Annotated in this window: 20 protein-coding genes and 1 pseudogene; 9 read left to right on the top strand and 12 right to left on the bottom strand. The window is 65.2% G+C overall.

The window, feature by feature from the left end; translation table 11 throughout:
• Nucleotides 1-50: 50 nt before the first annotated feature.
• Nucleotides 51-1,670, bottom strand: coding sequence for an AMP-binding protein (locus K1Y73_RS04115; RefSeq protein ID WP_225026677.1), 1,620 nt, complete (start codon nucleotides 1,668-1,670; stop codon nucleotides 51-53).
• A gap of 129 nt (nucleotides 1,671-1,799) precedes the next feature.
• Between K1Y73_RS04115 and K1Y73_RS04120 the strand changes: the two genes are divergently transcribed.
• Nucleotides 1,800-2,720 carry a DMT family transporter gene (locus K1Y73_RS04120; protein WP_225026678.1) on the top strand — a complete coding sequence of 307 codons (921 nt, stop codon included), beginning with the start codon at nucleotides 1,800-1,802 and terminating at the stop codon, nucleotides 2,718-2,720.
• A gap of 48 nt (nucleotides 2,721-2,768) precedes the next feature.
• On the opposite strand, the gene K1Y73_RS04125 is transcribed toward K1Y73_RS04120, so the two are convergent.
• On the bottom strand, nucleotides 2,769-3,350 hold the full coding sequence (locus K1Y73_RS04125) for a thymidine kinase (protein WP_225026680.1): 582 nt from the start codon (nucleotides 3,348-3,350) through the stop codon (nucleotides 2,769-2,771).
• A gap of 382 nt (nucleotides 3,351-3,732) precedes the next feature.
• Here K1Y73_RS04125 and K1Y73_RS04130 point away from each other — a divergent pair, with 382 nt between their 5' ends.
• Complete coding sequence (locus K1Y73_RS04130; protein WP_225026682.1) at nucleotides 3,733-4,185, top strand: hypothetical protein; 453 nt, start codon at nucleotides 3,733-3,735, stop codon at nucleotides 4,183-4,185.
• Here K1Y73_RS04130 and K1Y73_RS04135 read toward each other — a convergent pair.
• The 3 genes and pseudogenes from K1Y73_RS04135 to K1Y73_RS04145 form a co-directional block, all read right to left on the bottom strand.
• On the bottom strand, nucleotides 4,178-5,590 hold the full coding sequence (locus K1Y73_RS04135; RefSeq protein ID WP_225026684.1) for a DEAD/DEAH box helicase: 1,413 nt from the start codon (nucleotides 5,588-5,590) through the stop codon (nucleotides 4,178-4,180). The two genes, K1Y73_RS04130 and K1Y73_RS04135, sit on opposite strands and share 8 nt — an antisense overlap.
• 686 nt (nucleotides 5,591-6,276) lie before the next feature.
• On the bottom strand, nucleotides 6,277-7,032 hold the full coding sequence (locus K1Y73_RS04140) for a hypothetical protein (RefSeq protein ID WP_225026686.1): 756 nt from the start codon (nucleotides 7,030-7,032) through the stop codon (nucleotides 6,277-6,279).
• 199 nt (nucleotides 7,033-7,231) lie between these two features.
• A pseudogene (locus K1Y73_RS04145) lies at nucleotides 7,232-7,435 on the bottom strand (hypothetical protein); the annotation flags it as partial.
• A 335-nt stretch (nucleotides 7,436-7,770) separates the two neighbouring features.
• On the opposite strand from K1Y73_RS04145, the gene K1Y73_RS04150 reads away from it, so the two are divergent.
• A complete protein-coding gene (locus K1Y73_RS04150) occupies nucleotides 7,771-8,274 on the top strand; it encodes a hypothetical protein (RefSeq protein ID WP_225026689.1) in 504 nt (167 codons plus the stop codon).
• 144 nt (nucleotides 8,275-8,418) lie between these two features.
• Here the strand turns inward: K1Y73_RS04150 and K1Y73_RS04155 are convergent, their stop codons facing one another.
• The 3 genes from K1Y73_RS04155 to K1Y73_RS04165 form a co-directional block, all read right to left on the bottom strand.
• Nucleotides 8,419-8,898, bottom strand: coding sequence for a flavin reductase family protein (locus K1Y73_RS04155; protein WP_225026690.1), 480 nt, complete (start codon nucleotides 8,896-8,898; stop codon nucleotides 8,419-8,421).
• Complete coding sequence (locus K1Y73_RS04160; RefSeq protein ID WP_225026691.1) at nucleotides 8,885-9,514, bottom strand: FAD synthetase family protein; 630 nt, start codon at nucleotides 9,512-9,514, stop codon at nucleotides 8,885-8,887. Before K1Y73_RS04160 ends, K1Y73_RS04155 begins: the two co-directional genes overlap by 14 nt.
• A gap of 81 nt (nucleotides 9,515-9,595) precedes the next feature.
• Entirely contained in the window at nucleotides 9,596-11,149 is a 1,554-nt protein-coding gene (locus K1Y73_RS04165; RefSeq protein ID WP_225026692.1) for a 4-hydroxyphenylacetate 3-hydroxylase N-terminal domain-containing protein, read from the bottom strand.
• 140 nt (nucleotides 11,150-11,289) lie between these two features.
• Here K1Y73_RS04165 and K1Y73_RS04170 point away from each other — a divergent pair, with 140 nt between their 5' ends.
• Nucleotides 11,290-12,030, top strand: coding sequence for an IclR family transcriptional regulator (locus K1Y73_RS04170; protein ID WP_225026695.1), 741 nt, complete (start codon nucleotides 11,290-11,292; stop codon nucleotides 12,028-12,030).
• On the opposite strand, the gene K1Y73_RS04175 is transcribed toward K1Y73_RS04170, so the two are convergent.
• A complete protein-coding gene (locus K1Y73_RS04175; RefSeq protein WP_225026696.1) occupies nucleotides 12,027-12,929 on the bottom strand; it encodes a LysR family transcriptional regulator in 903 nt (300 codons plus the stop codon). The two genes, K1Y73_RS04170 and K1Y73_RS04175, sit on opposite strands and share 4 nt — an antisense overlap.
• 136 nt (nucleotides 12,930-13,065) lie before the next feature.
• The gene (locus tag K1Y73_RS04180) at nucleotides 13,066-13,974 is read right to left on the bottom strand and encodes a LysR family transcriptional regulator (RefSeq protein ID WP_225026698.1); all 909 of its coding nucleotides are present in this window, start codon (nucleotides 13,972-13,974) and stop codon (nucleotides 13,066-13,068) included.
• 122 nt (nucleotides 13,975-14,096) lie between these two features.
• Between K1Y73_RS04180 and K1Y73_RS04185 the strand changes: the two genes are divergently transcribed.
• The 3 genes from K1Y73_RS04185 (at nucleotide 14,097) to catA (ending at nucleotide 16,586) form a co-directional block, all read left to right on the top strand.
• Complete coding sequence (locus K1Y73_RS04185) at nucleotides 14,097-15,275, top strand: muconate/chloromuconate family cycloisomerase (protein WP_225026699.1); 1,179 nt, start codon at nucleotides 14,097-14,099, stop codon at nucleotides 15,273-15,275.
• 12 nt (nucleotides 15,276-15,287) lie between these two features.
• Nucleotides 15,288-15,578, top strand: a complete 291-nt coding sequence (gene catC / locus K1Y73_RS04190; protein WP_225026700.1) for a muconolactone Delta-isomerase — start codon at nucleotides 15,288-15,290, stop codon at nucleotides 15,576-15,578.
• 69 nt (nucleotides 15,579-15,647) lie between these two features.
• Nucleotides 15,648-16,586, top strand: coding sequence for a catechol 1,2-dioxygenase (gene catA, locus K1Y73_RS04195; protein ID WP_225026701.1), 939 nt, complete (start codon nucleotides 15,648-15,650; stop codon nucleotides 16,584-16,586).
• Nucleotides 16,587-16,612: 26 nt separating this feature from the next.
• On the opposite strand, the gene K1Y73_RS04200 is transcribed toward catA, so the two are convergent.
• Nucleotides 16,613-17,644: a LysR family transcriptional regulator gene (locus tag K1Y73_RS04200; RefSeq protein ID WP_225026702.1), complete on the bottom strand. Its 1,032-nt coding sequence runs from the start codon at nucleotides 17,642-17,644 to the stop codon at nucleotides 16,613-16,615.
• 92 nt (nucleotides 17,645-17,736) lie between these two features.
• On the opposite strand from K1Y73_RS04200, the gene K1Y73_RS04205 reads away from it, so the two are divergent.
• Nucleotides 17,737-18,681: a ketopantoate reductase family protein gene (locus K1Y73_RS04205; RefSeq protein ID WP_225026703.1), complete on the top strand. Its 945-nt coding sequence runs from the start codon at nucleotides 17,737-17,739 to the stop codon at nucleotides 18,679-18,681.
• Nucleotides 18,678-20,384, top strand: a complete 1,707-nt coding sequence (locus K1Y73_RS04210; RefSeq protein ID WP_225026706.1) for a thiamine pyrophosphate-requiring protein — start codon at nucleotides 18,678-18,680, stop codon at nucleotides 20,382-20,384. The genes K1Y73_RS04205 and K1Y73_RS04210 overlap by 4 nt, the downstream gene beginning before the upstream one ends.
• Nucleotides 20,385-20,454: 70 nt before the next feature.
• On the opposite strand, the gene pobA is transcribed toward K1Y73_RS04210, so the two are convergent.
• Nucleotides 20,455-21,624, bottom strand: coding sequence for a 4-hydroxybenzoate 3-monooxygenase (gene pobA / locus K1Y73_RS04215; RefSeq protein WP_225026708.1), 1,170 nt, complete (start codon nucleotides 21,622-21,624; stop codon nucleotides 20,455-20,457).
• Between the last annotated feature and the right edge of the window lie 2 nt (nucleotides 21,625-21,626).

Here is a 21,626-nt window from a genome sequence, read left to right on the forward strand (position 1 = left end):
TGCTGCCCTGCCTTTGCGGCCACCCTAACGCCCCGGGCGCCCGGCCACAATCAGATCAGCTTGGCCACGGCCCTGAGTTCGAATTTCTGGATCTTTCCGGTCGAGGTTTTCGGAAGATCGTGGAACAGGACCAGCTTGGGGCATTTGAACCCGGCCAGCTGGCTGCGGCAATGCGCGATCAGCTCGTCCGCCGTGACGGACGCCCCGGGCTTCAATTCGACAAAGGCGCAGGGCACCTCGCCCCATTTGTCATCGGGCTTGGCCACCACCGCGCAAAGCGACACGGCGGGGTGTTTCATCAACACGCCCTCGACCTCGACCGACGAGACATTCTCGCCGCCCGAGATGATGATGTCCTTCGCCCGGTCGGTGATTTTCAGATAGCCGTCGGGATATTGGATCGCGATATCGCCCGACCGGAACCAGCCGCCCTGGAAGGCCTCGGCCGTGGCGTCGGGATTGCGGTAATAGCCCTTCATCACCAGATTGCCGCGCAGGGCGATTTCGCCCAGATGGCGGCCGTCCTTTTCGACCGGGGCACCGTTCGGATCATGCACTTCGGCGCCGTCCAGCATCGCCATCGGCACGCCCTGGCGCGATTTCAGGTCGGCGCGTTCCTCGCCCTCGATCCCGGCCCAGCCGGGCTGCCAAAGGCATTCGGTCGAGGGGCCGTAGGTTTCGGTCAGGCCATAGACCTGGGTCACGTTGAAGCCCAAGGGTTCGAAGGCGGCCAGAGTGGCTGCGGGCGGCGGCGCGCCGGCGGTGAGGACCTCGACCACATGGTCGAAGGCGCGGCGGTCCTCGGGCCTGGCATTGACGATCATGTTCAGAACGATCGGCGCGCCGCCGAAATGCGTTACGCCCTCATCGGCGATGGCGTCATAGATCGCCTTGGCGGTGATGTCGCGACAGCAGACCATGGTGCCGCCCAGCATCGGCAGCATCCAGGGGTGGCACCAGGCATTGCAGTGAAACAGCGGCACGATGGTCAGATAGACCGGGAAAAGCTGCATCCGCCAGGCGATCAGATTGCCCATTCCGGCCAGATAGGCGCCGCGATGGTGATAGACCACGCCCTTGGGCCGCCCGGTCGTGCCCGAGGTGTAATTGATCGCAATCGATTCCCATTCGTCTTCCGGCATCACCCAGGCGAAATCCGCGCTGCCTTCGGCGATCAATTCCTCATAGGTCAGGTAATGGCCCGTCGCCGTAAAGCCGCGGTCCGGCGCCTCGACGATTTGCGGGGCAGAGCCTTGCATCAGCTTGATCGCGGCCTCGGCCAGCGGGATCAGCGCGGTGTCGACGATCACCATCTTCGCGCTGGCATGGCCGAAGATATAGGCGACCGTATCGGCATCGAGCCGCGTGTTGATCGTGTTCAGCACCGCCCCGCAGGCCGGCACGCCGAAATGCGCCTCGGCCTGGGCGGGGATGTTCGGCAGAAGGGTGGCCACCACATCGCCCGGCGCGATGCCGCGCCGCGCCAGGCCCGAGGCCAGGCGCGTGACCCGATCGGCATAGTCGGCATAGGACAGGCGGATATCCTTCCAGACCAGCGCCGTGCGATCGGAATGCACCTGGGCCGCGCGTTTCAGATGCGACAGCGGCGTCAGGGCCGCATAATTCGCCGCGCATTTCTCAAGCCCGCTTTCGTCCGGCAGCCAGCCCATTTCCCGATCTCCCTCATTCCCTTGCGCGGAAAAGGCCATTTCGCTTTCCAGCGTCGTTTTCCGGCGCGCAGGACCGAGTTTAACAGGCTTATCTGCCACCGGAAGACGCAAGATGACGCAAGAAGCACAGTGACAAGCCCCCCCGACCGCACCCTCGCCGCCGCAGGGCTGATCCTGACCTATGCCGCGATCATCGGCTTTACCGACAATTTCGTGCGCATCATCGCGCAGGATGCGGGGCTGTGGCAGTTCCATGCGACGCGCAGCGTCCTGGCGCTGGCGCTGCTGGTGGCGGTGGCGCCGGCCGTGGGGCTGGTGCTGCGGGCCAAGAACTTGCGCGCGGTGGCGCTGCGTTCGGCCATCCATGGCTCGGCCATGGTGATCTATTTCGGCGCGCTGGCCTTTCTGCCGGTCGCCATGGTGGCGGCGGGGCTGTTCACCGCGCCGATCTTCGTGCTGCTGATTTCGCGCTTTGCCTTTGGCCAGCGCATCGGCCCGGTGCGGATCGCCGCGGTGGGTCTGGGCTTTGCCGGCGTGCTGCTGGTTCTGGGCCCCGAGGCGCTGGGCTCGGCCTCGCCCGCGGCCCTGATGCCGATTGCGGCGGGGGCGCTGTATGCGCTGGGCAACATCGCCACGCGGCAATGGTGCGAGGGCGAGCGGGCCGAGGTGCTGCTGGCGGGGTTTTTCGCCGCGCTGGGGATCTTCGGGGCGCTGGGCATGGCGGTGCTGATGCTGGTGCCGCTGCCGGTGCCCGAAGGGGCCGAGGGCTTCGTGCTGCGCGGCCCGGTCTGGCCGCCGGCCGCTTTCTGGATCTGGACGCTGGTCCAGGCGGCGGGGTCGCTTCTGGGCGTCGGGCTGATGATCCGCGGCTATCAGCTGACCGATGCCGGGCGGGCGGGGGTGATCGAATATGCGATCCTGCCGGCCTCGGCCTTCTGGGGCTGGGTGATCTGGGACGAGGTGCTGACCGGCTGGGCCTGGGCGGGGTTGGCGCTGATCGCGCTGGCCGGCACGATGATCGCGCTGCGCGCCCAGGCGCAGGAAGGCTGAGTCCGGTCTTTCGGAAGAATTTTCAGGTTTCTTTGAAGAAACCCGTGCTTACGCCTCGGCCATCGCTTCGCGCCAATGCCGGCGGCACAGGCTTTGATAGGTTTCATTGCCGCCGATCTGCACCTGATCCCCTGCCTGCAGGGCTTTGCCATCGGGGCCGCGGCGGATGACCATCGTGGCCTTCTTGCCGCAATGGCAGATCGTGCGCACCTCGCGCATTTCATCGGCCCAGGCCAGCAGCGCGGCCGAGCCGGGAAACAGGTTGCCCTGAAAATCCACCCGCAGGCCGTAGCACATGACCGGCACGCCCAGATCGTCGACGGCGCGCGCCAGTTGCCAGACCTGCGCCTTGGTCAGGAACTGCGCCTCGTCGATGAAAACGCAGGCGACCGGACCCTGGTCCAGACGGGCAGCGAGCAGGGCAAACATGTCATCGCCTGGGCCGAAGGTCTGCGCCGCGGCGCCGATGCCGATCCGGCTGCCGATCCGGCCTTCTCCGGCGCGGGTGTCCAGCCGCGCGGTCAGCAGGAACGTCTCCATCCCGCCTTCGCGGTAATTGTGGGCCGCCTGCAGAAGCAGGGTCGATTTGCCCGCATTCATCGTCGAGTAATGAAAATACAGCTTCGCCATGGCCGTGGCCTAGCCGGGGCAGGGCCCGTGTGCAAGAGCCGCGCCGCCCCGAAGCCCGCCCCCGCGCGCGAGGGGCAGGGGGCCCGAAAAGCCACGCCTGCCCCTCGCCGCAAAGAAAACGGGAGGGGGCCGTCGGCCCGTCGCACCATTGACAAGACAGGAGACCCTGCCGCACCTTGAACCCAAGACGGAACCGTCGGCGTCAATTTCGACGCCGCCCCGCGAACCCCCACCCAAGCCGGCGCTGGGGGCGCCGACCACTCGCTACGATCCCGGTCGCCCGGGACGCTTTTATGAATGACAATTCCCTAACACGAAATTAATGGGAAAACTCTTAACGATTTCCCCCGGTTGCATTTCCGGCCGGACCCTGGAGAGGCTGATGTCTGCTGCAAGCTATCTGAAAAAACACACCGAAGCCCTGGTGAAAGACGTCGGGATTGAAGCGGCCTGCGCGCTGACCGGAAAATCCAAGGCGACGCTGGGGCGCTACTATTCCGACAGCGACGAGCATGACGACCGCTTCATGCCGATCGACGTTGTCGCGGCGCTGGAATCCGCCGCGCGTTTCCCGCATGTGACTTCGGCGCTGGCCGATCTGAAAGGGGTGACGCTCAGCTATGATGCCGAGCGGCACAATTCACAAAGCAAGGGGGTGAACCAGGACGTGGTCGCCCTGGCGCAGCGCTTTGCCATGCTGATGAGCGAGTACAATCAGGCGATTGCCGATGGCAAGATCAGCGTGAACGAGGCCAAGCGCATGCTGCGCGAGACGCTCGCGCTGCAGCAGGTGCTTCTGGACATGAAGCTGAACCTCGAAGACGAGGTCAGCTAGGCCGCCGCTTCGGGGCGGTCGCGCCGCCCTGCGGCCGCGGCTTCTGGCCGGGGCGGCCGGCCTGCGGCTTGGCGCCTTGCGGGGCCGCACCCTGCGGCCTTTGCCCCTGCGCTCGTTGGCCCTGCGGCTTGCCGCCGGCCCGCGTGGGCGAGGCGGCCAGCTTCTGGCCCTGCCGCCCGCCCTGGCCCTGGCGGTTGCCGCGGTTCTGCCCGGGCTTCGGTGCCGCGGCCACCACATCGGCCGCCCAGGGCGCGCCGCCGATCACCGGCAGCGGCTTCTTCAGCAGCTTCTCGATCGCCTGCAGCTCGCCCATCTCGGCCGGCGCGCAGAAGCTGATCGACGAGCCCTCGGCCCCCGCCCGCGCGGTGCGGCCGATGCGGTGGACGTAATTCTCGGGCACATTCGGCATGTCGTAATTGTACACATGCCGGACGGTCGGGATGTCGATGCCGCGGGCGGCCACGTCGGTGGCGACCAGCACATCCACTTCGCCGGCCTTGAACTCGGTCAGGATGCGGTCGCGCTGGTTCTGGCTGCGGTTGCCATGGATGGCGCCCACCTCGAAGCCCCATTGCCCCAGCACCTTGGCCAGCTTGTCGGCGCCATGCTTGGTGCGCGAGAAGACCAGAGCCTGCTCGCCCGGATGGGTCTTGAGATACTCTTCCAGCAGCTTCGCCTTGTCGCCGTTCGGAATGTAATGCACGCCCTGCGTCACCTTTTCGGCGGGCTTGCCCGGGGGGGCCACCTGCACCTTGACCGGATCGCGCAGATAGGTGTCGGCGATTTCGGTGATGTCCTTCGGCATGGTGGCCGAGAACATCATCGTCTGCCGCTTCAGCGGGATATGCTTGGCGATGCGGCGCAGGGAATGGATGAAGCCCATGTCCAGCATGTGGTCGGCCTCGTCGAGGACAAGGTAGGCGCAGCGCTCCAGGATCACGTCGCCGCGCTCGATCAGGTCGATCAGCCGGCCGGGGGTGGCCACCAGCACATCGGCGCCGCGGGTCAGCGCCTGGGCCTGGCGGTTGACCGAGGCGCCGCCGACGACCATCACCACCTTGACGGCGGTGCCCTTGGTGAAGGTTTCCAGATTGTCCTTGATCTGGGTGGCGAGTTCGCGCGTCGGCACCAGGATCAGGGCGCGGATATGCTTGGGCCCCGGCGGATGGCCGATATCCAGGATGCGGTGCAGAAGCGGCAGGCCGAAGGCGGCGGTCTTGCCGGTGCCGGTCTGTGCCAGCCCCATCAGGTCGCGGCCCGCCATGATATGCGGGATCGCCTGCGCCTGAATCGGCGTGGGCGTCTTCAGATGGGTGGATTCCAGCGCCTTCAGAATGCGCGGCGACAGGCCGAGATCGGCAAAGCTGGTCGAGCTGGAAAGGGTGGTCGAGGGGGAATTGGTCATGGGTCCGTCCATAGATCAGGGACGCCGCGCCCTCGCCCCCGGAGATTTCCGTTGACCGTGCGCGCCGTCGGCGCCCCTGCGTGATGGTGGGAACCTGTGTCCGGGCCTTTCGGTGCTCACGCGGCACGGGCTTCGGACTGGGGGGAGATGGGGGATTTTGGCGGGGAAGTCAAGCGGGGGGAGGGGTGTCTCACGGTGAGACAAGCTGTGGTGTGAGGGAAATCAACGGGTTGGGTCGGTGGAATTCAGGGTTTGGTAAGGATTGAGCGGGAGAGTGAGGTTGCAATGGGTGCCCGTAGGGGGAGGGAGCCGGGGTGAATCTCGACCCACGGGTGGGGTGGGGCGCTGTGGATGCTTGCCGAAAAGGTGTGTGGTGAAGGCACACCCTACGCGTTGCGCGAGTATCGCCCACCAAAGAGGTGCGTCATGAATTCGCACCCTACGGGGATCATGTCGGGTTGGGGCATGGGAGACAGGAAACGCATCGCGGTGAAGGTGCTCCGCCGGCACAAGCGGGGGCTGGAGGATATTGCAGCGCGGGAGGGGTTTAGGTGAACCGGCTCGCGGCGCGAGCGGCGGCGCTCCTTGCTGAGCGTAGGGCCGACGGGGATTTGGAAGCGGGAGACTACGTTTCTGGGGCAGACGCTGAGCAGAAAGATTGTCGTAATTATTAGGGGGCAATTGCGCTAAGGCATTGCTCGTTTAAAGATAACACCCAAAGAAAATTTATCCTCGGGAAAGACAGGGGAAAAATTTGATTGAGTTACGAGCCGAAGCCCATCTTTTGTTGATGCTCGCGCGTAAATCACTGAAAAGTGCTTCTTTGCGATGAATTCCTTGAGTTGATTTAACGCGAAAGCTTTTGCGTAGATCGCGTCCTTGTCGACGATAATGGCCCCAATATATGCCGCGCAGCGTGATGAGAAACGCTTGCTGAAGTAGTTGAGGCAATCGGCCCCCGCGGCATCGAAGGAACGCCCTTCAATCGCACTAACGCCAGCGTTGCTTAAGGGAAGGACTATGAAGTATCCGACAAACTTGCCACTGCGTGTATCTCTAATTGCATGGAAGCTCTTCCTGCAGTGATTGTAAATTGAAACTGAGCCTTCAACTGTTACTCGGCCGTCGGTGCTAGAGGTGTAAAGAGCGTGAAGCTCCTGCAATTCAGCCGCCTTAGGGATATCCAATGCAAAATGCTGAAAATTGCTTGGCGCCTTGAGCTTCTCGCGAGAGATTGAAATTACAGTCCAGAAGATATAGATTAATACGCTAACGCAAAGAATGACGAGTATGCTGGAGAAACCAAACTCAATAATCCAGATGAATGGTTCAATTTGCGGAAACCTAGCGGAAATCTTTTCCGATAAATCCCATAGGCTCCCCATAATCCCTAGAATTGCCAGTAGCGTCGCTATGGCAGCCGCAACATAAGCCTTCTTCATGGCGCCCTAGATCGAGAATTTTCCTTTGTGCAGGGCCAAATATATCAATAACAATATGTTTACAAGATTAATCGCGCTGGCAACGGCCAGCGTCATAGTGAAGCCATCCATTGTGCGCTACCCTTCCGAGTGTTGCCTGACGCTAGCACTGTTCGTGCAATGCGTAAATATTTTGTTGACGTTGCAGGGGTGATCTACCTCACCCCTGCAACGTCCTCACGCCATACCCCTCGCCCCTTGCCTTCATCGCCGCCACCGCCGCCACGCTCGCCGCTGCCGTGGTGAAATACGGGATCTTGTCCATCAGCGCGACCCGCCGGATATCCCGGCTGTCGGAAATCGACTGCGTGCCCTCGGTCATTTTCATCACCAGCGCGATGCCTCCGTTCTTCAGCTGGCTGACGGTCTTCGCGCGGTGGAGAGACGGTCGCGCGGTCCGCAACCCGCGATGCCAGATGCGCCAAGCCTCCCTCGCCCCTGTCGCCTCGGTAGGGTACAGGGTCTGAGGATGTTTGAGTCAGGAGCCTGAAAAGCCGTGGCGCTGCTTGCCCTCCGTTCCTTCGCGCCCCCTGGCCCCATGGCGACCAGCCTGCGTCACAGCCCAAGCGCGACAGCGGCCGGCCGGCCGCTGTCGCGGGCTTCGGCGCGAAGCGGGCAGGGGGCGCGGGTCTGTCGGTTTGCCGAGGGCTCGATGGCCTTGTGCGGCAGCGCGCCGGCGGGGCGGGAAAGGCCACGCGCATGATCGGGCTCAGGATCAGGGCGCGCGAGGCGCAGGATCGGCTGGCGGAAGCGACAAGGCCCCATCTCGCGGCGCTGAAGGGCTACAGCAAACAGCGCCACCGACAGGAGGCCGCGCTTTTCATCCGCTGGGCGCTGGATCTGGGGCTGACCAACTCGTCCTGGTCCTGGCCGGTCCGGCAGATGGTCCGGGCGCGGGTTCAGCTGGCCTGGTCCGTGATCTGTGTCAAAGACGGCCTGCGCCCGGGTGCCTATTCAACGAGACGTCGCGAGGCGCTGTCGACCGTCTGGAACACCCGTCTTTATACCGATGACGGCCTGTCCCTTTCGCCGGTTTCGGTGACCTCGCGGTCGGCTCGGCTTTTTGTCTCTGGCGTCGCCGGGGGCGAGGACCGGGCCGCGACCGCTGCGTTGTTGCCGATCCTGCGCGCAGAGTTCGAAACGCTTGCCATGCGGATGCAGCCAAGGCTGCGCCCGCGACCGAATTGGGTTAAGGTCACCTGACCGCAGCCTGCCTCTTAAGCCCTGAACCCGAATGAGGTTTACGATGGACTATATTCTTCCCGGCCTGACCTTCATCGGCCTCGCGGCAACCGCGGCCGTGTTTGTCTTCTTCATCATCGTTGCGCGCGGCTGACGGCGGGACGGTCAGTCCGCCACCGCCACCCGCCCGAACTTGCCGCTGCAAAACAGCAGCGGCTCGCTGTCATCGCGCCGCTCCAGATGCAGGACGCGGCCGATGAACAGCGTGTGGTCGCCCGCCTCGACCTCTTGCGCGACCTCGGTCACGAAGGTCGCCGCCGCATTGGGCACCACCGGCAGGCCGTGGCGGTCTTCAAGGATAGTTGCCAGGTCTGCGTTATGGCGGCCCGCGAAATGCCAGGCGACATGTTCCATGTCATGGGCCAAGACGCTGACGGCATAGCGTCCCGAGGCGCGGATGCGGTCGCGCATCTTGCTTTTGTGATCCAGCGAGACGGTGATCAGCGGCGGGTCAAGCGAGACCGACATGAAGGCATTGGCGGTCATGCCGTGATCGCCGGTCTCGGTGCGCGTGGTGATGACGGTGACGCCGGTGGCAAAACCGCCGCAGGCATTGCGCAGGTCGCGCGGGTCAATTCCAGACATCGTGATCGTCCTTGTGGCGGATATCGGTTGTCGAAAGCGCCGCGCCCAGCATCTGCCAGGGGGGCGGGGCCGCCAGAAGGGCCGCGGCCTCATCATGCGCGCCGGCGGCCCGCAAGGCCCTGATCCGGCTTGACGAAATCGTCTCGCCCGCGCAGCAGCAGGTGGGCTTCGCCTGCGCGAGCGCATAATGCCGGGCAAGCAGCGCGACATCGCCGGATTGCTTTGCGCCAAAGCGGAAATCGGCGCCGACATGGATGCGGGCGGGTGCGATGCGGGCCAGATCGGCGATGAAATCCGCCGCGCTGCGGCCGGCGTAGCGCGTGGTGAAGGGGGCGACGACGATCCAGTCCGGCCCAAGGGCGGCGATCCGCGAAAGCTTCTCGCCAAGCGGCATCAGCCGCGCCGCGCGCCCGAAATGCACCTTGGGCGGCGGGTCAAAGGTCCAGACCACCGCCGGAAGGCGGCGCTCGGCGGCCTCGGCCACCGCGGCCCGGATCAGATCCTGATGGCCGCGATGAACGCCGTCAAACGCCCCCACCGCCACCACACTTGCCGCCAGCGCGATTTGCCGGTCGGTGACGACACGCCGTTTCTCACCGCTGAAATCAAGCCCCATGTTGACCATCCTTCTGGCCCAGTCTTCTGTCCGGAAACGGGGGCGGGGCGCTTGCGGCCCCGCCCCCGAGGTCGACCTGTCTCAGCCCTGGAACCCGGCCTTGAGGCGGTTCACATCCCATGGATTGATCAGGTCGGGGGAGGTCCATCCGGTCAGGTCATATTCCGACATGTAGTCGCGCACGGTCTGATGCAGCATCTCCATCTCGCCGGTCGCCTGGGCGGTCAGCATGGTCTCGATGCGGATGTTTTCGTAATTGCCGGCATAGTTGGTTTCATACAGCTCATGCCGCCCGCCGAATTCCGACCCCAGCGCATCCCAGAGAAGTTTCAGCAGCTTCACCCGGTCCAGCGCCACCATACCGTTCGATCCGCGCACGAACCGTTCCAGATAGGGGCGCACCGCGTCGGATGCGAAATCCAGCGCCGAGGACGGCAGGTAGATCAGCCCCGAGGCGACGTTGCGCTCGATCAGTTCCTTGATGCGATTATAGGCCATCGGCGCGAAGATCCGCGAGGCGAGGCCGTAGTTCATGTTCGGCAGCACATAGCCGTCGGTGCCGGCCCAGGGGACCGGGCTTTTCACCATCGCATCCGAAAAGGCCCAGAACATGTTGCGCCAGCCAAGCACCTCGCCCACCGCCGTTTGCGGGCCGCGGAAGGCGCCCGAGCCGGTGGCCTCCAGCGCCAGCGAGAAAAGGCCTGCGATGAAGTCCAGCTTTACCGCCAGCCGGGTTGCCCCATGCAGCGTAAAGCGCGGCACGAACCCCGACGCCGGGAAGAAGGCGTTGATCTTGGCGATATCGCCATAGATGAAGATATTCTCCCAGGGCACCAGCACCTTGTCGAACACCAGGATGGCGTCATTCTCATCGGCGCGCGACGACAGCGGATAGTCGAAGGGCGTACCCATCACCGCGGCGTTCAGCTCGTAGCTGGCGCGGCTGATCAGCTTGACGCCCGAACTGTCCATCGGCGCGGTGAAGATCAGCGCGAATTTCTTCTCTTTGATCGGAATGCCGTAATGCGCGATGAAGTTGCAATGGGTCAGCGCCGACCCGGTGGCGACCACTTTCGCGCCCGAGACGATCAGCCCCGCATCGGTTTCCTTCTCGACCTGCATATAGACATCGCCGGTTTCCTCGATCGGCAGGTGGCGGTCGATCGGCGGGTTGACGATGGCATGGTTCCAGTAATCCAGCCGTTCCTGGGTGCGGGCATACCAGGCTTTGGCATTGCCGGCATATTCGCCGTAGAATTCGGAATTCGCGCCCAGCGTGCCCAGAAACGCCGCCTTGTAATCGGGCGAGCGGCCCATCCAGCCATTCGCCACCTTCTGCGTGGCAGCAATGGCGTCGCGGCCCGCGATCAGATCTTCGGTGGTTTTCGCGCCCTTGAAGAAGGGATGCGTCCACCCGCCCGACCCGGTATCGGTGGGCCGGCCCAGCGTGGCTTTCTCGGCATTCAGCCGGTCATACCAGCGCGCCACCATCCGGGCCGAGTTGCGGAAGGCCGGATGCGTGGTGACATCCTTCACCCGCTCGCCATGGATGTAGATTTCGCGATTGTCGCGGATGCTGTCGAGAAATTCGGCGCCCGTATAGGGGGTCCGGGTGATGGTGGTCTGGTCTTTCATCGCTTCCTCCCTCGGGCGCTTCGGCCCTCTCCGGGCGCAAGATTGCCAGCGCGGCGCAAATCTCGGAAGGTATCGGGTAATACCTGGCCTTTTTCCGGCATTACCGGAAAGTGGCCGTGCAAGGGGCAGGGGAGGGCCGCGTGAAAACGATCCGCAAACTGGGCGAGGTGCTGCGCTGTTTCACCGCCGATCATCCGGAACACAGCGTCACGGCGCTGTCGCGCATCATGCAGAACTCTGTCAGCGGCACCCATGATCTGGTGGACGGACTGGCGGCCATCGGGCTGTTGCGCAAAAGTTCGCGCGGGCGGTATCGCTTGGGCCCGCTGGTCGCGACGCTGTACCACGCGCTGGAAGACAGCTCGTCCCTGGTCGAGGCCGCCCGCCCGGTGATGGCGCGGCTGGCCGCCGAGCATCGCGAGACGCTGCATCTGACCATGCACGACCACGGCCGGCTGTTGCTGGTCGAGGCGATGGATGGCAACCGCCCGCTGCATGTCTCGACCAATGTGCTGGGTCCGCATGTCGCGCTGAACCAGGCGCCGCCGGGGCGGCTGCATCTGGCCTCGTTCAGCCCGGCGCGGCTGGGGCTGTGGCTGAATGAACATTGCCGCTCTGGCGGCGGGGTCGATTGCCGCGCCCGGCTGACCGAAGACCTGGCGCGGATCGCGGCCGAGGGCTTCGACAGCGGCCCGATCGGCGAGGATGAAGACCTGATCTGCCTTGCCGCAAGGGTTTGCGATCATGCGGGCCGGGCGGTGGCGGTCCTGTCGATGACGGTGCCCGAAGGCCGGCATGCCCGCCAGCCCCGCGCCTTCCGATCGGTTACGGTCGAGGCCGCGCAGCAGATCTCTGCCCGTCTGGGCTACAAGCCGGGCTAGGCACAGGCATTCTGTCCCAGCCGCACGAATTTCCGCGTGGTCTCCATGAAATTCACCACCTGCGGCGCGCGATTGTCCAGCCGTGAATGCACCGTCAGCGCGGTGCCGGGATTGTGGCCGCCATAGGGGCGGAACACCACACCGGGGCGCGTGGTATTGCTGACCGATTCCGGCACCACCGACAGCCCGACCCCCACCGACACCAGCGAGATCGCGCTTTGGAAATCCTGGGTCAGTTCCAGATTGGCGGGCTTCACGCCCTCTTTCTCGCAGATCGACAGCACCAGATCGGCATAGCCCGGGCGGGGGCGCCGGGGATAGAGGACGAAGTTCTGCCCGCTCAGATCGGCAAAATGCACCTCGCGCTGCGCGGCGAGCGGCGAGTTGTCGGGCAGGGCCAGGATCAGGCGTTCGCGGTACAGAAGCTCGCGGCGGAATTCGTCATCCTTCAACTCGGGGCGCGCGACCGCGATGTCGATTTCGCGGGTGATCAGGGCGCGGTGCAATTCGGCATTGTTCATCGCCGACAGCGCCAGCTCGACCTCGGGGTAGCTGGATCGGTAGGCTTTGATCAGCATCGGCAGCAGCCCATGCGAGGCCGATCCGACAAAGGCGATGCGCAGCCGACCGGCGCCGCCCGCCCCCACCAGCTGGGTCTCGCGCCGCGCCGCATCCAGCCGCTCGATCAGCTGCCGGGCGTGGTCCTGCAGCACCAGCCCGGCCTGGGTCAGCCGGATCTGGCTGCGGCTGCGGTCGAACAGCTGCACGCCCAGATCCTCTTCCAGCGCGGCGATCTGGCGCGACAAGGGCGGCTGCGCCATATCAAGGCGCGTGGCGGCGCGGCCGAAGTGCAGTTCTTCGGCGACGGCAAGGAAGTACTTGAGCTGCCGGAATTCCATGATCTCCTCCCAGAGCGGAATCCGGAACGACCTGGCCTTTCAGCTATCGTCCGAAGGCGTCATGGAAGCCGATTCCACAGACTGCCACAACCCGCAAAAAGGGTATTCTTGGATACCTCTTTGATATGATGTCCACCTAGTCGCGCTCCATCCAGGGCGGGGCGCTTTCGATGATCTCGGCAAGCAGATCCTGCACCATGGAAAGCCAGGGCGAGGTATCGCCGGCGCGGTGGCTGACGATCACCGGCGACACCGCGCGCGGGTCTTCGATCAGGCGAAACTGCAGATCCGCCCGCATCTGTCGCGCCGAAGCCGGGATGATGCACAGCCCCGCCGCCGCCGCGACCAGGCCAAGCGCGGTCTGGATCTCGCGCACCTCCTGCACCTCGCCCAGGCGGATATCGGCCTCCTGAACCAGGGTCAGCACCTGATCGGCATAGCTGGGGCGCGGCTCTTTCGGATAGACGATCAGCTTTTCCCCGCTCAGCGCCGAGAAGGGCAGCGTCCCGCTTTCGCGGCCCAGGGGCGAATCCGGCGGCACGGCCAGCGCAAGCCGTTCCTCATAGATCACGGTGCTGGTCACCCCCGGATCGCTTTGGCGCAGGCGCCCGAAACCGATATCGATCCGGCCCTCTTTCAGCGCCGGGATCTGCTGCACCGACAGCAGTTCAAGCAGCTGGATATCCAGATCCGGCATCTTCTGGCGCAGTTTGCGCACCAGAACCGGCAGGCCGCCGTAAAGGGTCGAGGCGACAAAGCCGATGGAAAGAACCCGGTTCTGGTTCAGCCCGACGCGGCGCGTCGCGGCTTGCATCTGCTCCACCCGGCCCAGGACCTGCAACGCATGTTCATGGAACAGCCGCCCGGCATCGGTCAGCCGCACCGGGCGGCTGTTGCGCAGCACAAGCGGCACGCCCAGCTCTTCCTCCAGCAGCTGGATCTGCCGGCTCAGCGGCGGTTGCGCGATGTTCAGCATCTGCGCGGCGCGGGTGAAATTGCGCTCCCGCGCCACCGCCACGAAATAGCGCATCTGCCGAAGATCCATCGCCCATGCCCCGGTCTAAGACCCTGATCATGCCATTGGTCCCGGTAATAATACCTTTCAGGTATCGCATCAAATGCAAATGATCTTGGACGCCCGTGGCGGCGGCCCGCATGATGCGGGCCATGAACCAGACCCTCACATCCCACCCGCAGGGCAGCATCCCGGCCAGCGGCATCCGTGTCGACCGCGTCGAGACGCTGCTTGTCGATCTGCCGACGATCCGGCCGCACAAGCTTTCGGTTGCGACGATGAACGGCCAGACGCTGATGCTGGTCAAAGTGACCTGCTCGGACGGCAGCATCGGGATCGGCGAGGGCACGACGATCGGCGGTCTCGCCTATGGGGCGGAAAGCCCTGAAAGCATGAAGCTGGCGATCGACACCTATTTCGCGCCGCTGATGATCGGCCAGGATGCAGGCCGGGTTCAGGCGCTGATGGCGCGGATCGGCAAGATGGTCAAAGACAACCGCTTTGCCAAAAGCGCCGTCGAGACCGCGCTGCTGGATGCTCTGGGCAAACGCTGCGGCCTGGCGGTCAGCGAGCTGCTTGGCGGGCGCCAGCGCAACCGTCTGCCCGTCGCCTGGACGCTGGCCTCGGGCGATACCGCGCGCGACATTGCCGAGGCCGAGACGATGCTCGACCTGCGCCGCCACCGGATCTTCAAGCTGAAGATCGGGGCAAAGGCCCTGCGCCAGGACATCGCCCATGTCGCCGAGATCAAGCGCGCGCTGGGCGAACGCGCCGCCGTGCGGGTCGATGTGAACATGGCCTGGAACGAGGTCGAGGCGGCCTGGGGCATGGCGGCCCTGGCCGATGCCGGCTGCGAGCTGGTCGAGCAACCCGTCGCCACCGCCGCGGGCCTGTCGCGGCTGGTGCGGCGGTTCCCGGTTGCGCTGATGGCGGATGAATCGATCACCGGGCCGGACTCGGCCTTCGAGATCGCGCGCGTGCATGGCGCCGATGTGTTCGCGATCAAGATCGAGCAGAATGGCGGGCTTTTCGCCGCAGGCCGCACGGCGGCGATTGCCGATGCCGCGGGGATCGGCCTTTACGGCGGCACCATGCTGGAAGGCGCGCCGGGCACCGTGGCCGCGGCGCATCTTTTTGCCACCTTCCCGCGGCTGGACTGGGGGACCGAGCTTTTCGGCCCGCTGCTGCTGACCGAGGAAATCCTGCAGGATCCGCTTGATTACAGCGATTTCGAGCTGACCGTGCCGAATGGCCCCGGACTGGGGATCGCGCTGGACGAGGATCGCGTGGCCTTCTTCGCCCGCGATGGCTTTGCCCGCAAATCCATCTGAGAGGAGGCGTCAATGCTGTTTCACGTCCGCATGGATGTCCGCATCCCCCGCGATCTGCCCGCCGATGAGCTGGCCGGTATCCTTGCCCGCGAAAAGGCCTATTCGCAGCAATTGCAGGCCAGCGGCAAATGGCGCCACATCTGGCGGCTGGCCGGGGAATACGCGAATTTCAGCGTCTTCGATGTGCAGGACAATACCGAATTGCATGAGATCCTGCTGGGTCTGCCGCTGTTCAAATTCATGGAAATCAAGGTGACGCCGCTGCTGCGCCACCCGTCTTCGATCCGCGAAGACGACAGCTGACCAATGCCCGGGGGGACGCGAGAGGAGAGTGCGCGGCCCCATTCCCAATGATCCAGGAGGAGAAAAACCATGACCGTCAAGATCTTCGACCGCCCAGATATCCAGGACTTCCTCAAGACGCTGAGCGGGCTGGACAATTCGAAAGGCAATGCGCGGATGAAAGAGATCACGCATCGCCTGATGTCGGATCTGTTCAAGGCCATCGACGATCTGAACATCACGCCCGACGAATACTGGACCGGCATCGCCTGGCTGAATGATATCGGGGCGGCAGGGCAGGCGGGGCTGATCTCGCCCGGGCTGGGGCTGGATCACTTCATCGACGAACGGCTTGATGCGATCGACGCGGCGCTTGGCATCGACAACCCGACGCCGCGCACCATCGAGGGGCCGCTTTATGTGGCCGGCGCGCCGGAATCGGTGGGCTTCGCGCGGCTTGACGATGGCCGCGATCTTGATGGCCAGACGCTGATCATGCATGGCGTGGTGCATGACGCCGACAAAAAGCCGCTGCCGGGCGCGAAGGTCGAGGTCTGGCATTGCGACACCCGGGGCTTCTATTCGCATTTCGACCCGACCGGCATCCAGGCGCCGTTCAACATGCGCCGCACCATCATCGCCGATGAAAACGGCCGCTACAAATTCCAAAGCATCCTGCCTTCGGGCTATGGTGTTCCCCCGGGCAGCCCGACCGAGCGGCTCTTGTCCTCGCTTGGCCGTCACGGCCAGCGCCCGGCGCATATCCATTTCTTCGTCAGCGCGCCGGATCACCGCAAGCTGACCACCCAGATCAACATCGAGGGCGACCCGCTGATCAATGACGACTTCGCCTATGCAACTCGCGAGGGCCTGGTGCCCAGCGTCAAAGAGCGCAGGGATGAGGAAAGCATCCACGCGAACGGCCTGAACGGCCCCTTCGCCGAGATCGAGTTCGACATCTTCCTGACGCCGCTGATTGACGGTGTCGACAACCAGGTGAACGAGCAGCGCAAACGCGCCGCCGCCTGACGCCACTCTCCTTCAGGCATCAGGCCTCACTGGCCGTCCGGATCAGGATCCGGGCGGCTTTTTCCGTGCGGCGGTACCGCGGCCCCGGGGGGCGGCACTGCTGACAATGCCCCGCGCGCACCCGTCGCGCTCGGGTCAGGGCCAGGGGCCGCGGGCTGCCGGATCGCGCGTTCGACAAGGCTGCGAAACCAGCGAAACCCCGCATCACCCATGGAATGCGCGGCCCAGACCATGTTGACCGGCGTCTCGGCCTGGCCAAGCGTGATCGGCAGCAGCCTGGCGCGTCCGGCGCGCGCCAGCATCTCGCCGTAACGCGCGGGCACGATGGCGACGTAATGGCCACCCGCCAGCAGATCCGGCAGGGCCGCGAATTCGCGGATCACCAGGCTGGGGTTCGTCTCCAGCCCCAGCCGCGCAAGGATCGCGCCGATCTCGCCGGCATAGGTCGCGGCGGGCGCTGCAATCAGCAGCGCCGCGCCCTTCAGCGCCGCGGGCGTCTGCGGCGGCGCCGGATCATCCGGCGCACAGATTGCGACATAGCGTTCGGTGTAAAGGGTGATGGTTTCCACCCCGGGATCGGCCAGGGTCACCAGACCGATGGCAAGGTCGATCCGGCCCGACATCAGCCCCTGGCCAAGATCGGCCAGCGGCACCGGCGCGTTTTCCAGCGTGACAAAGGGCGCCTCGGCCACCACCGCCCGGGCCAGCGCGGGCAGGAACATCGCTTCGCCCAGCCCCGAAAGCGACATGCGAAACCGCCTGCGGCTTTCGCCGGGCTGAAAGCTGCTTGCCCGGTTCAGCGCGTCGATCATGGTCGAAAGCGCGGTCTGCACGGCGGGCAGGACCTCGGCCGCGTAGCGGGAGGGCACCATGGCGTTCTGGCTGCGCAGAAACAGCGGATCGTCGAGGATGCGCCGCATCCGGCCAAGCGCATTGCTGGCCGCAGGCTGCGTCAACCCGACCCGCGCCGCCGCCGCGGTGACCGATCCGGTCTCGGCCAGGGCGACGAACAGTTTCAGAAGGTTCAGGTCGAAACCTTCCAGCCGAATTGATTTCATGAATGATCTCCATACAAATTGTAATTTAGACAATATTCCGTGCTGCCGCTATCTTTTCCCGCGAAAACGCCAGTGCCGGCGGGGGAGGATCAATGCGGATTGCAGTTCTGGGCGCTGGGGCCATGGGCTCGGTCTTCGGGGCGCGGCTGGCGCTTGGCGGGGCGAAGGTCACGCTTCTTGACGTGAACGCGGCGCATCTGGCGGCGATTGCCGCGCGGGGCCTGATCGCGGATCTGGACGGAACCGAACATCGCCTGCCCCTTGCGGCGATGACGCCTGCCGATTTCACCGGCCCGGCGGATCTGGTCCTGTTGTTCACCAAGGTATTCCACACCGACGCCGCGCTGGGCGCCATCAAGGGCGCGCTGGGCGATGCGATGGTGCTGACCTTGCAAAACGGCATCGGCAATGCCGAAAGGATCGCCGCGCATCTGCCCGCAGACCGGGTGATCCTTGGTCTGACCATGACGCCGGCCGAATTTCTCGCGCCCGGCCGCGTGGCCTCGCATGGGGCGGCGACGACCCGTTTCTACAGCGCCGACGGCCAGGCCCGCCCGATCCTCGATGATCTGGTCGCGGTCATGCGAAAGGGCGGGATCGACGCGAAGGCCGACCCCGAGATCCAGGCCGCAATCTGGGAAAAGGCCGCGTTCAACTGCGCGATGAATGCGATCTGTGCGCTGACTGACGGCACGCCCGGCGGCATCGGTGCGCTGCCCGAGGCACTGACGCTGGCGCAAGATACCGCCGCCGAGGGCATCGCCGTGGCCCGGGCCAGCGGCATTGCCGCCAGCGGCGAACGTGTCCGCGCCCTGATCGACCATGCCGCCGCGCATCACCTGCTGCACGCGCCCTCGATGCTGCAGGACCGCAAGGCCGGGCGGCGCACCGAGATCGACGCGCTGAATGCCGCCATTGCCGAGCGGGGCGCGGCGCTTGGCATTCCCGTTCCGATCAACCGCATGCTCACCACCCTTGTGCGGCTGGCAGAAGCCATGCCCGCCTACCGCCAGAACACCGCCGGAGCCCGCCCATGACCGACAGCCAGATCACCGCAGGCGCCGCGATTTTCGGCAAGCTCAAGGCGCTTGGCGTCGAGCATGTGCTGGTCAATTCCGGCACCGACTTCCCGCCCATCGTCGAAGGTCTGGTCGAGGCCGGGCGGCGCGCGATCAGCCTGCCGACACCGGTGATCTGCCCGCATGAAAGCGTCGCGCTGGGCATGGCGCATGGCTATTACCAGGTCTCGGGCAAGATGGCGGCGGTGATGCTGCACACGAATGTCGGCCTTGCCAATGGCGCGATGGGGGCGATCAACGCCTGGTGCGACCAGATCCCGATGCTTCTGATGTCGGGCCGCACGCCCGTCACCGAAAGCCGCCGATTTGGCGCCCGCACGGTCCCCATCGGCTGGGGGCAAGAGATGTATGACCAGGGCGCGCTGGTGCGGGAATGCACGAAATGGGAATATGAACTGCGCTTCCCCGATCAGGTGCCAGAGGTTCTGGACCGCGCTTGCGCCATCGCGCAATCGGTGCCCAAAGGCCCGGTCTATCTGTGCCTGCCGCGAGAGGTTCTGTGCGAAACGCTGGGCGCCGAGGGGCTTGATCAGCCGTCGCGCATGGTGCCCGTGGTGCCGGCGCCCCAGCCTGAAGCGCTGGAACGCGCGGCCCAGCTTCTGGCGGGCGCAAAGGCGCCGCTGATCATTGCGCAGCGCGGTGCGGGCAGCAGCGAAGCCTTTGCCGCCTTTGACGCATTCGTCACCCGCCATGCGCTGCCGGTGTCGCAATACTGGGCCAATACGCCGGCGCTTCGGCTGGCGCATCCGATGCATATCGGCGCGAACCCCGATGCCGCCCTGGCCGCGGCCGATGTGGTCCTGGTGATCGACTCGCTGGCGCCCTGGTGGCCCGACCATGTCACGCTGCGCCCGGATGTGCAGGTGATCCAGCTTGGCCCCGACCCGCTGTTCAGCCGCACGCCGATCCGCAATTTCCCCGCGCATGTGACCCTGCCGGGCGAAACCGGCCCGACGCTGATGGCGCTGATCGAGGCCGTCGACCGCCAGCCCCGCGACGAACCCGCGCTGGCCGCCCGCAGGGAGGCCACCGCGCGCATCTCGGCCGCCAACCGCGCGGCGCTGAGCGCGCTTGCCGAACGCGGCAATGGCAGCCCGATGACCAAGGCCTATGTCGCGGATTGCCTGGGCCGCGCGATCAAGGGCCGCAAGGCCAGCGTCTTCCATGAACTGGGCTGCCCGCTGCAGCATCTCGATCTCGAGGACCATCTGAGCTATTTCCAAGAGCCGCATTCCGGTGGCCTGGGCTGGGGTCTGCCGGCCGCGCTTGGCGCGCAGCTGGCCGACCCGGACCGGCTGGTGATCGCGACCATGGGCGATGGCAGCTACATGTTCGCCAACCCGACCGCCTGCCACCAGGTCGCCGAGGCGCATGACTTGCCCGTTGTCGTGCTGGTCCTGAACAATGGCGAATGGGGGGCGGTGCGGCAATCGGTGCTGGGGCTTTACCCGCAGGGCGTGGCGAAACAGGCCAATGAGGTGCCGCTGACCAGCCTTAAACCCAGCCCGGATTTCACCCTGACCGCCGCCGCCAGCCGCGCCTGGACGCAGACGGTCACCGATGGCGCCGACCTGCCCGCCGCGCTGGCAAAGGCGATCCGCATCGCGACCGAAGACCGCCGGCAGGTGCTTTTGAACATCGCGATCAGCCCCGACGCCTAGGGGCTTCGCGCCAGCCCCCCCCCAACGTCCGGTGCGATCCCTGCCGCGCGTTCCGGCTGCGAACCTGCCCCTAATAGGGCAGGCCGACATAGTTCCGCGCCATGGTCGACCGTGCCGAGTCAAGGGTTTGCAGCTGCAACAGCTCGCTTTCCTGGATCTTCTGGTCGAACTCGGTCTGGTCGGGGAAGCGGTGCAGGATCGAGGTCATCCACCACGAAAACCGCATCGCGCCCCAGATCCGCTTCAGCGCCCGTGCCGAATAGGCATCGACGCCCGAGGTGGTGCCTTTGCCGTAGAATTCGGACAATCCATCGAACAGGTAATGTACATCCGAGGCGGCAAGATTCAGCCCCTTGGCGCCGGTCGGCGGCACGATATGGGCGGCGTCACCGACCAGGAACAGTCGACCATGGCGCATCGGTTCGGTCACGAAGCTGCGCAGGGGCGCGATGGATTTCTCGATCGAGGGGCCGGTTTCCATCTTGGCCGCAACCTCTTGCGGCAGGCGCAGCTTCAACTCGGCCCAGAACGCCTCATCCGACCAGTCCTCGACCTTGTCGGTCAGCGGCACCTGCAGGTAATAGCGCGACAGACGCAGGTTGCGCATCGAGGCCAGCGCAAAGCCGCGCGGGTGGTTGGCATAGATCAACTCATCCGCCGCCGGCGCGGTTTCCGAAAGAATGCCAAGCCAGCCAAAGGGATAAACCTTTTCGAACTCGCGCCGGACGGTGGCGGGAATGGTCTTGCGCGACACGCCATGGAAGCCGTCACAGCCCGCGATCCAGTCGGCGTCGATCCGGTGGGTCTGGCCGTCCTTCTCATAGGTCACGAAAGGCGCCTCAGTCTCGACGTCATGCAGCGCGACATTCGCCGCCTCATGGATGATCGTCGCGCCGATGGCGTCCTGGGCGGCATAAAGATCCTGGGTGACCTCGGTCTGGCCATAGACCATGACGCGCTGGCCCACGGACTCGTGGAAATCGACGCGGAACTGGCCCTGTACGGTCGACAGGTAACAGCCGTCATGCGGCAGGCCCTGGCGCGCCATGCGCGCGCCGCAGCCGGCGCGGTTCAAGAGATCGACCATCCCCTGTTCCAGCACCCCCGCGCGGATGCGCGAAAGCACATAGACGCGGGTCTGGCGTTCCAGCACGACCGTGGCGATGCCGGCCTTGTTCAGCAGTTGCGACAGCAGCAGGCCGGACGGCCCGCCCCCGATGATGGCGACCTGGGTACGCATAT

The sequence above is a fragment of the Xinfangfangia pollutisoli genome (assembly GCF_020179405.1).
In the GTDB taxonomy this organism is placed as follows: Bacteria; Pseudomonadota; Alphaproteobacteria; order Rhodobacterales; family Rhodobacteraceae; genus Pseudogemmobacter; species Pseudogemmobacter pollutisoli.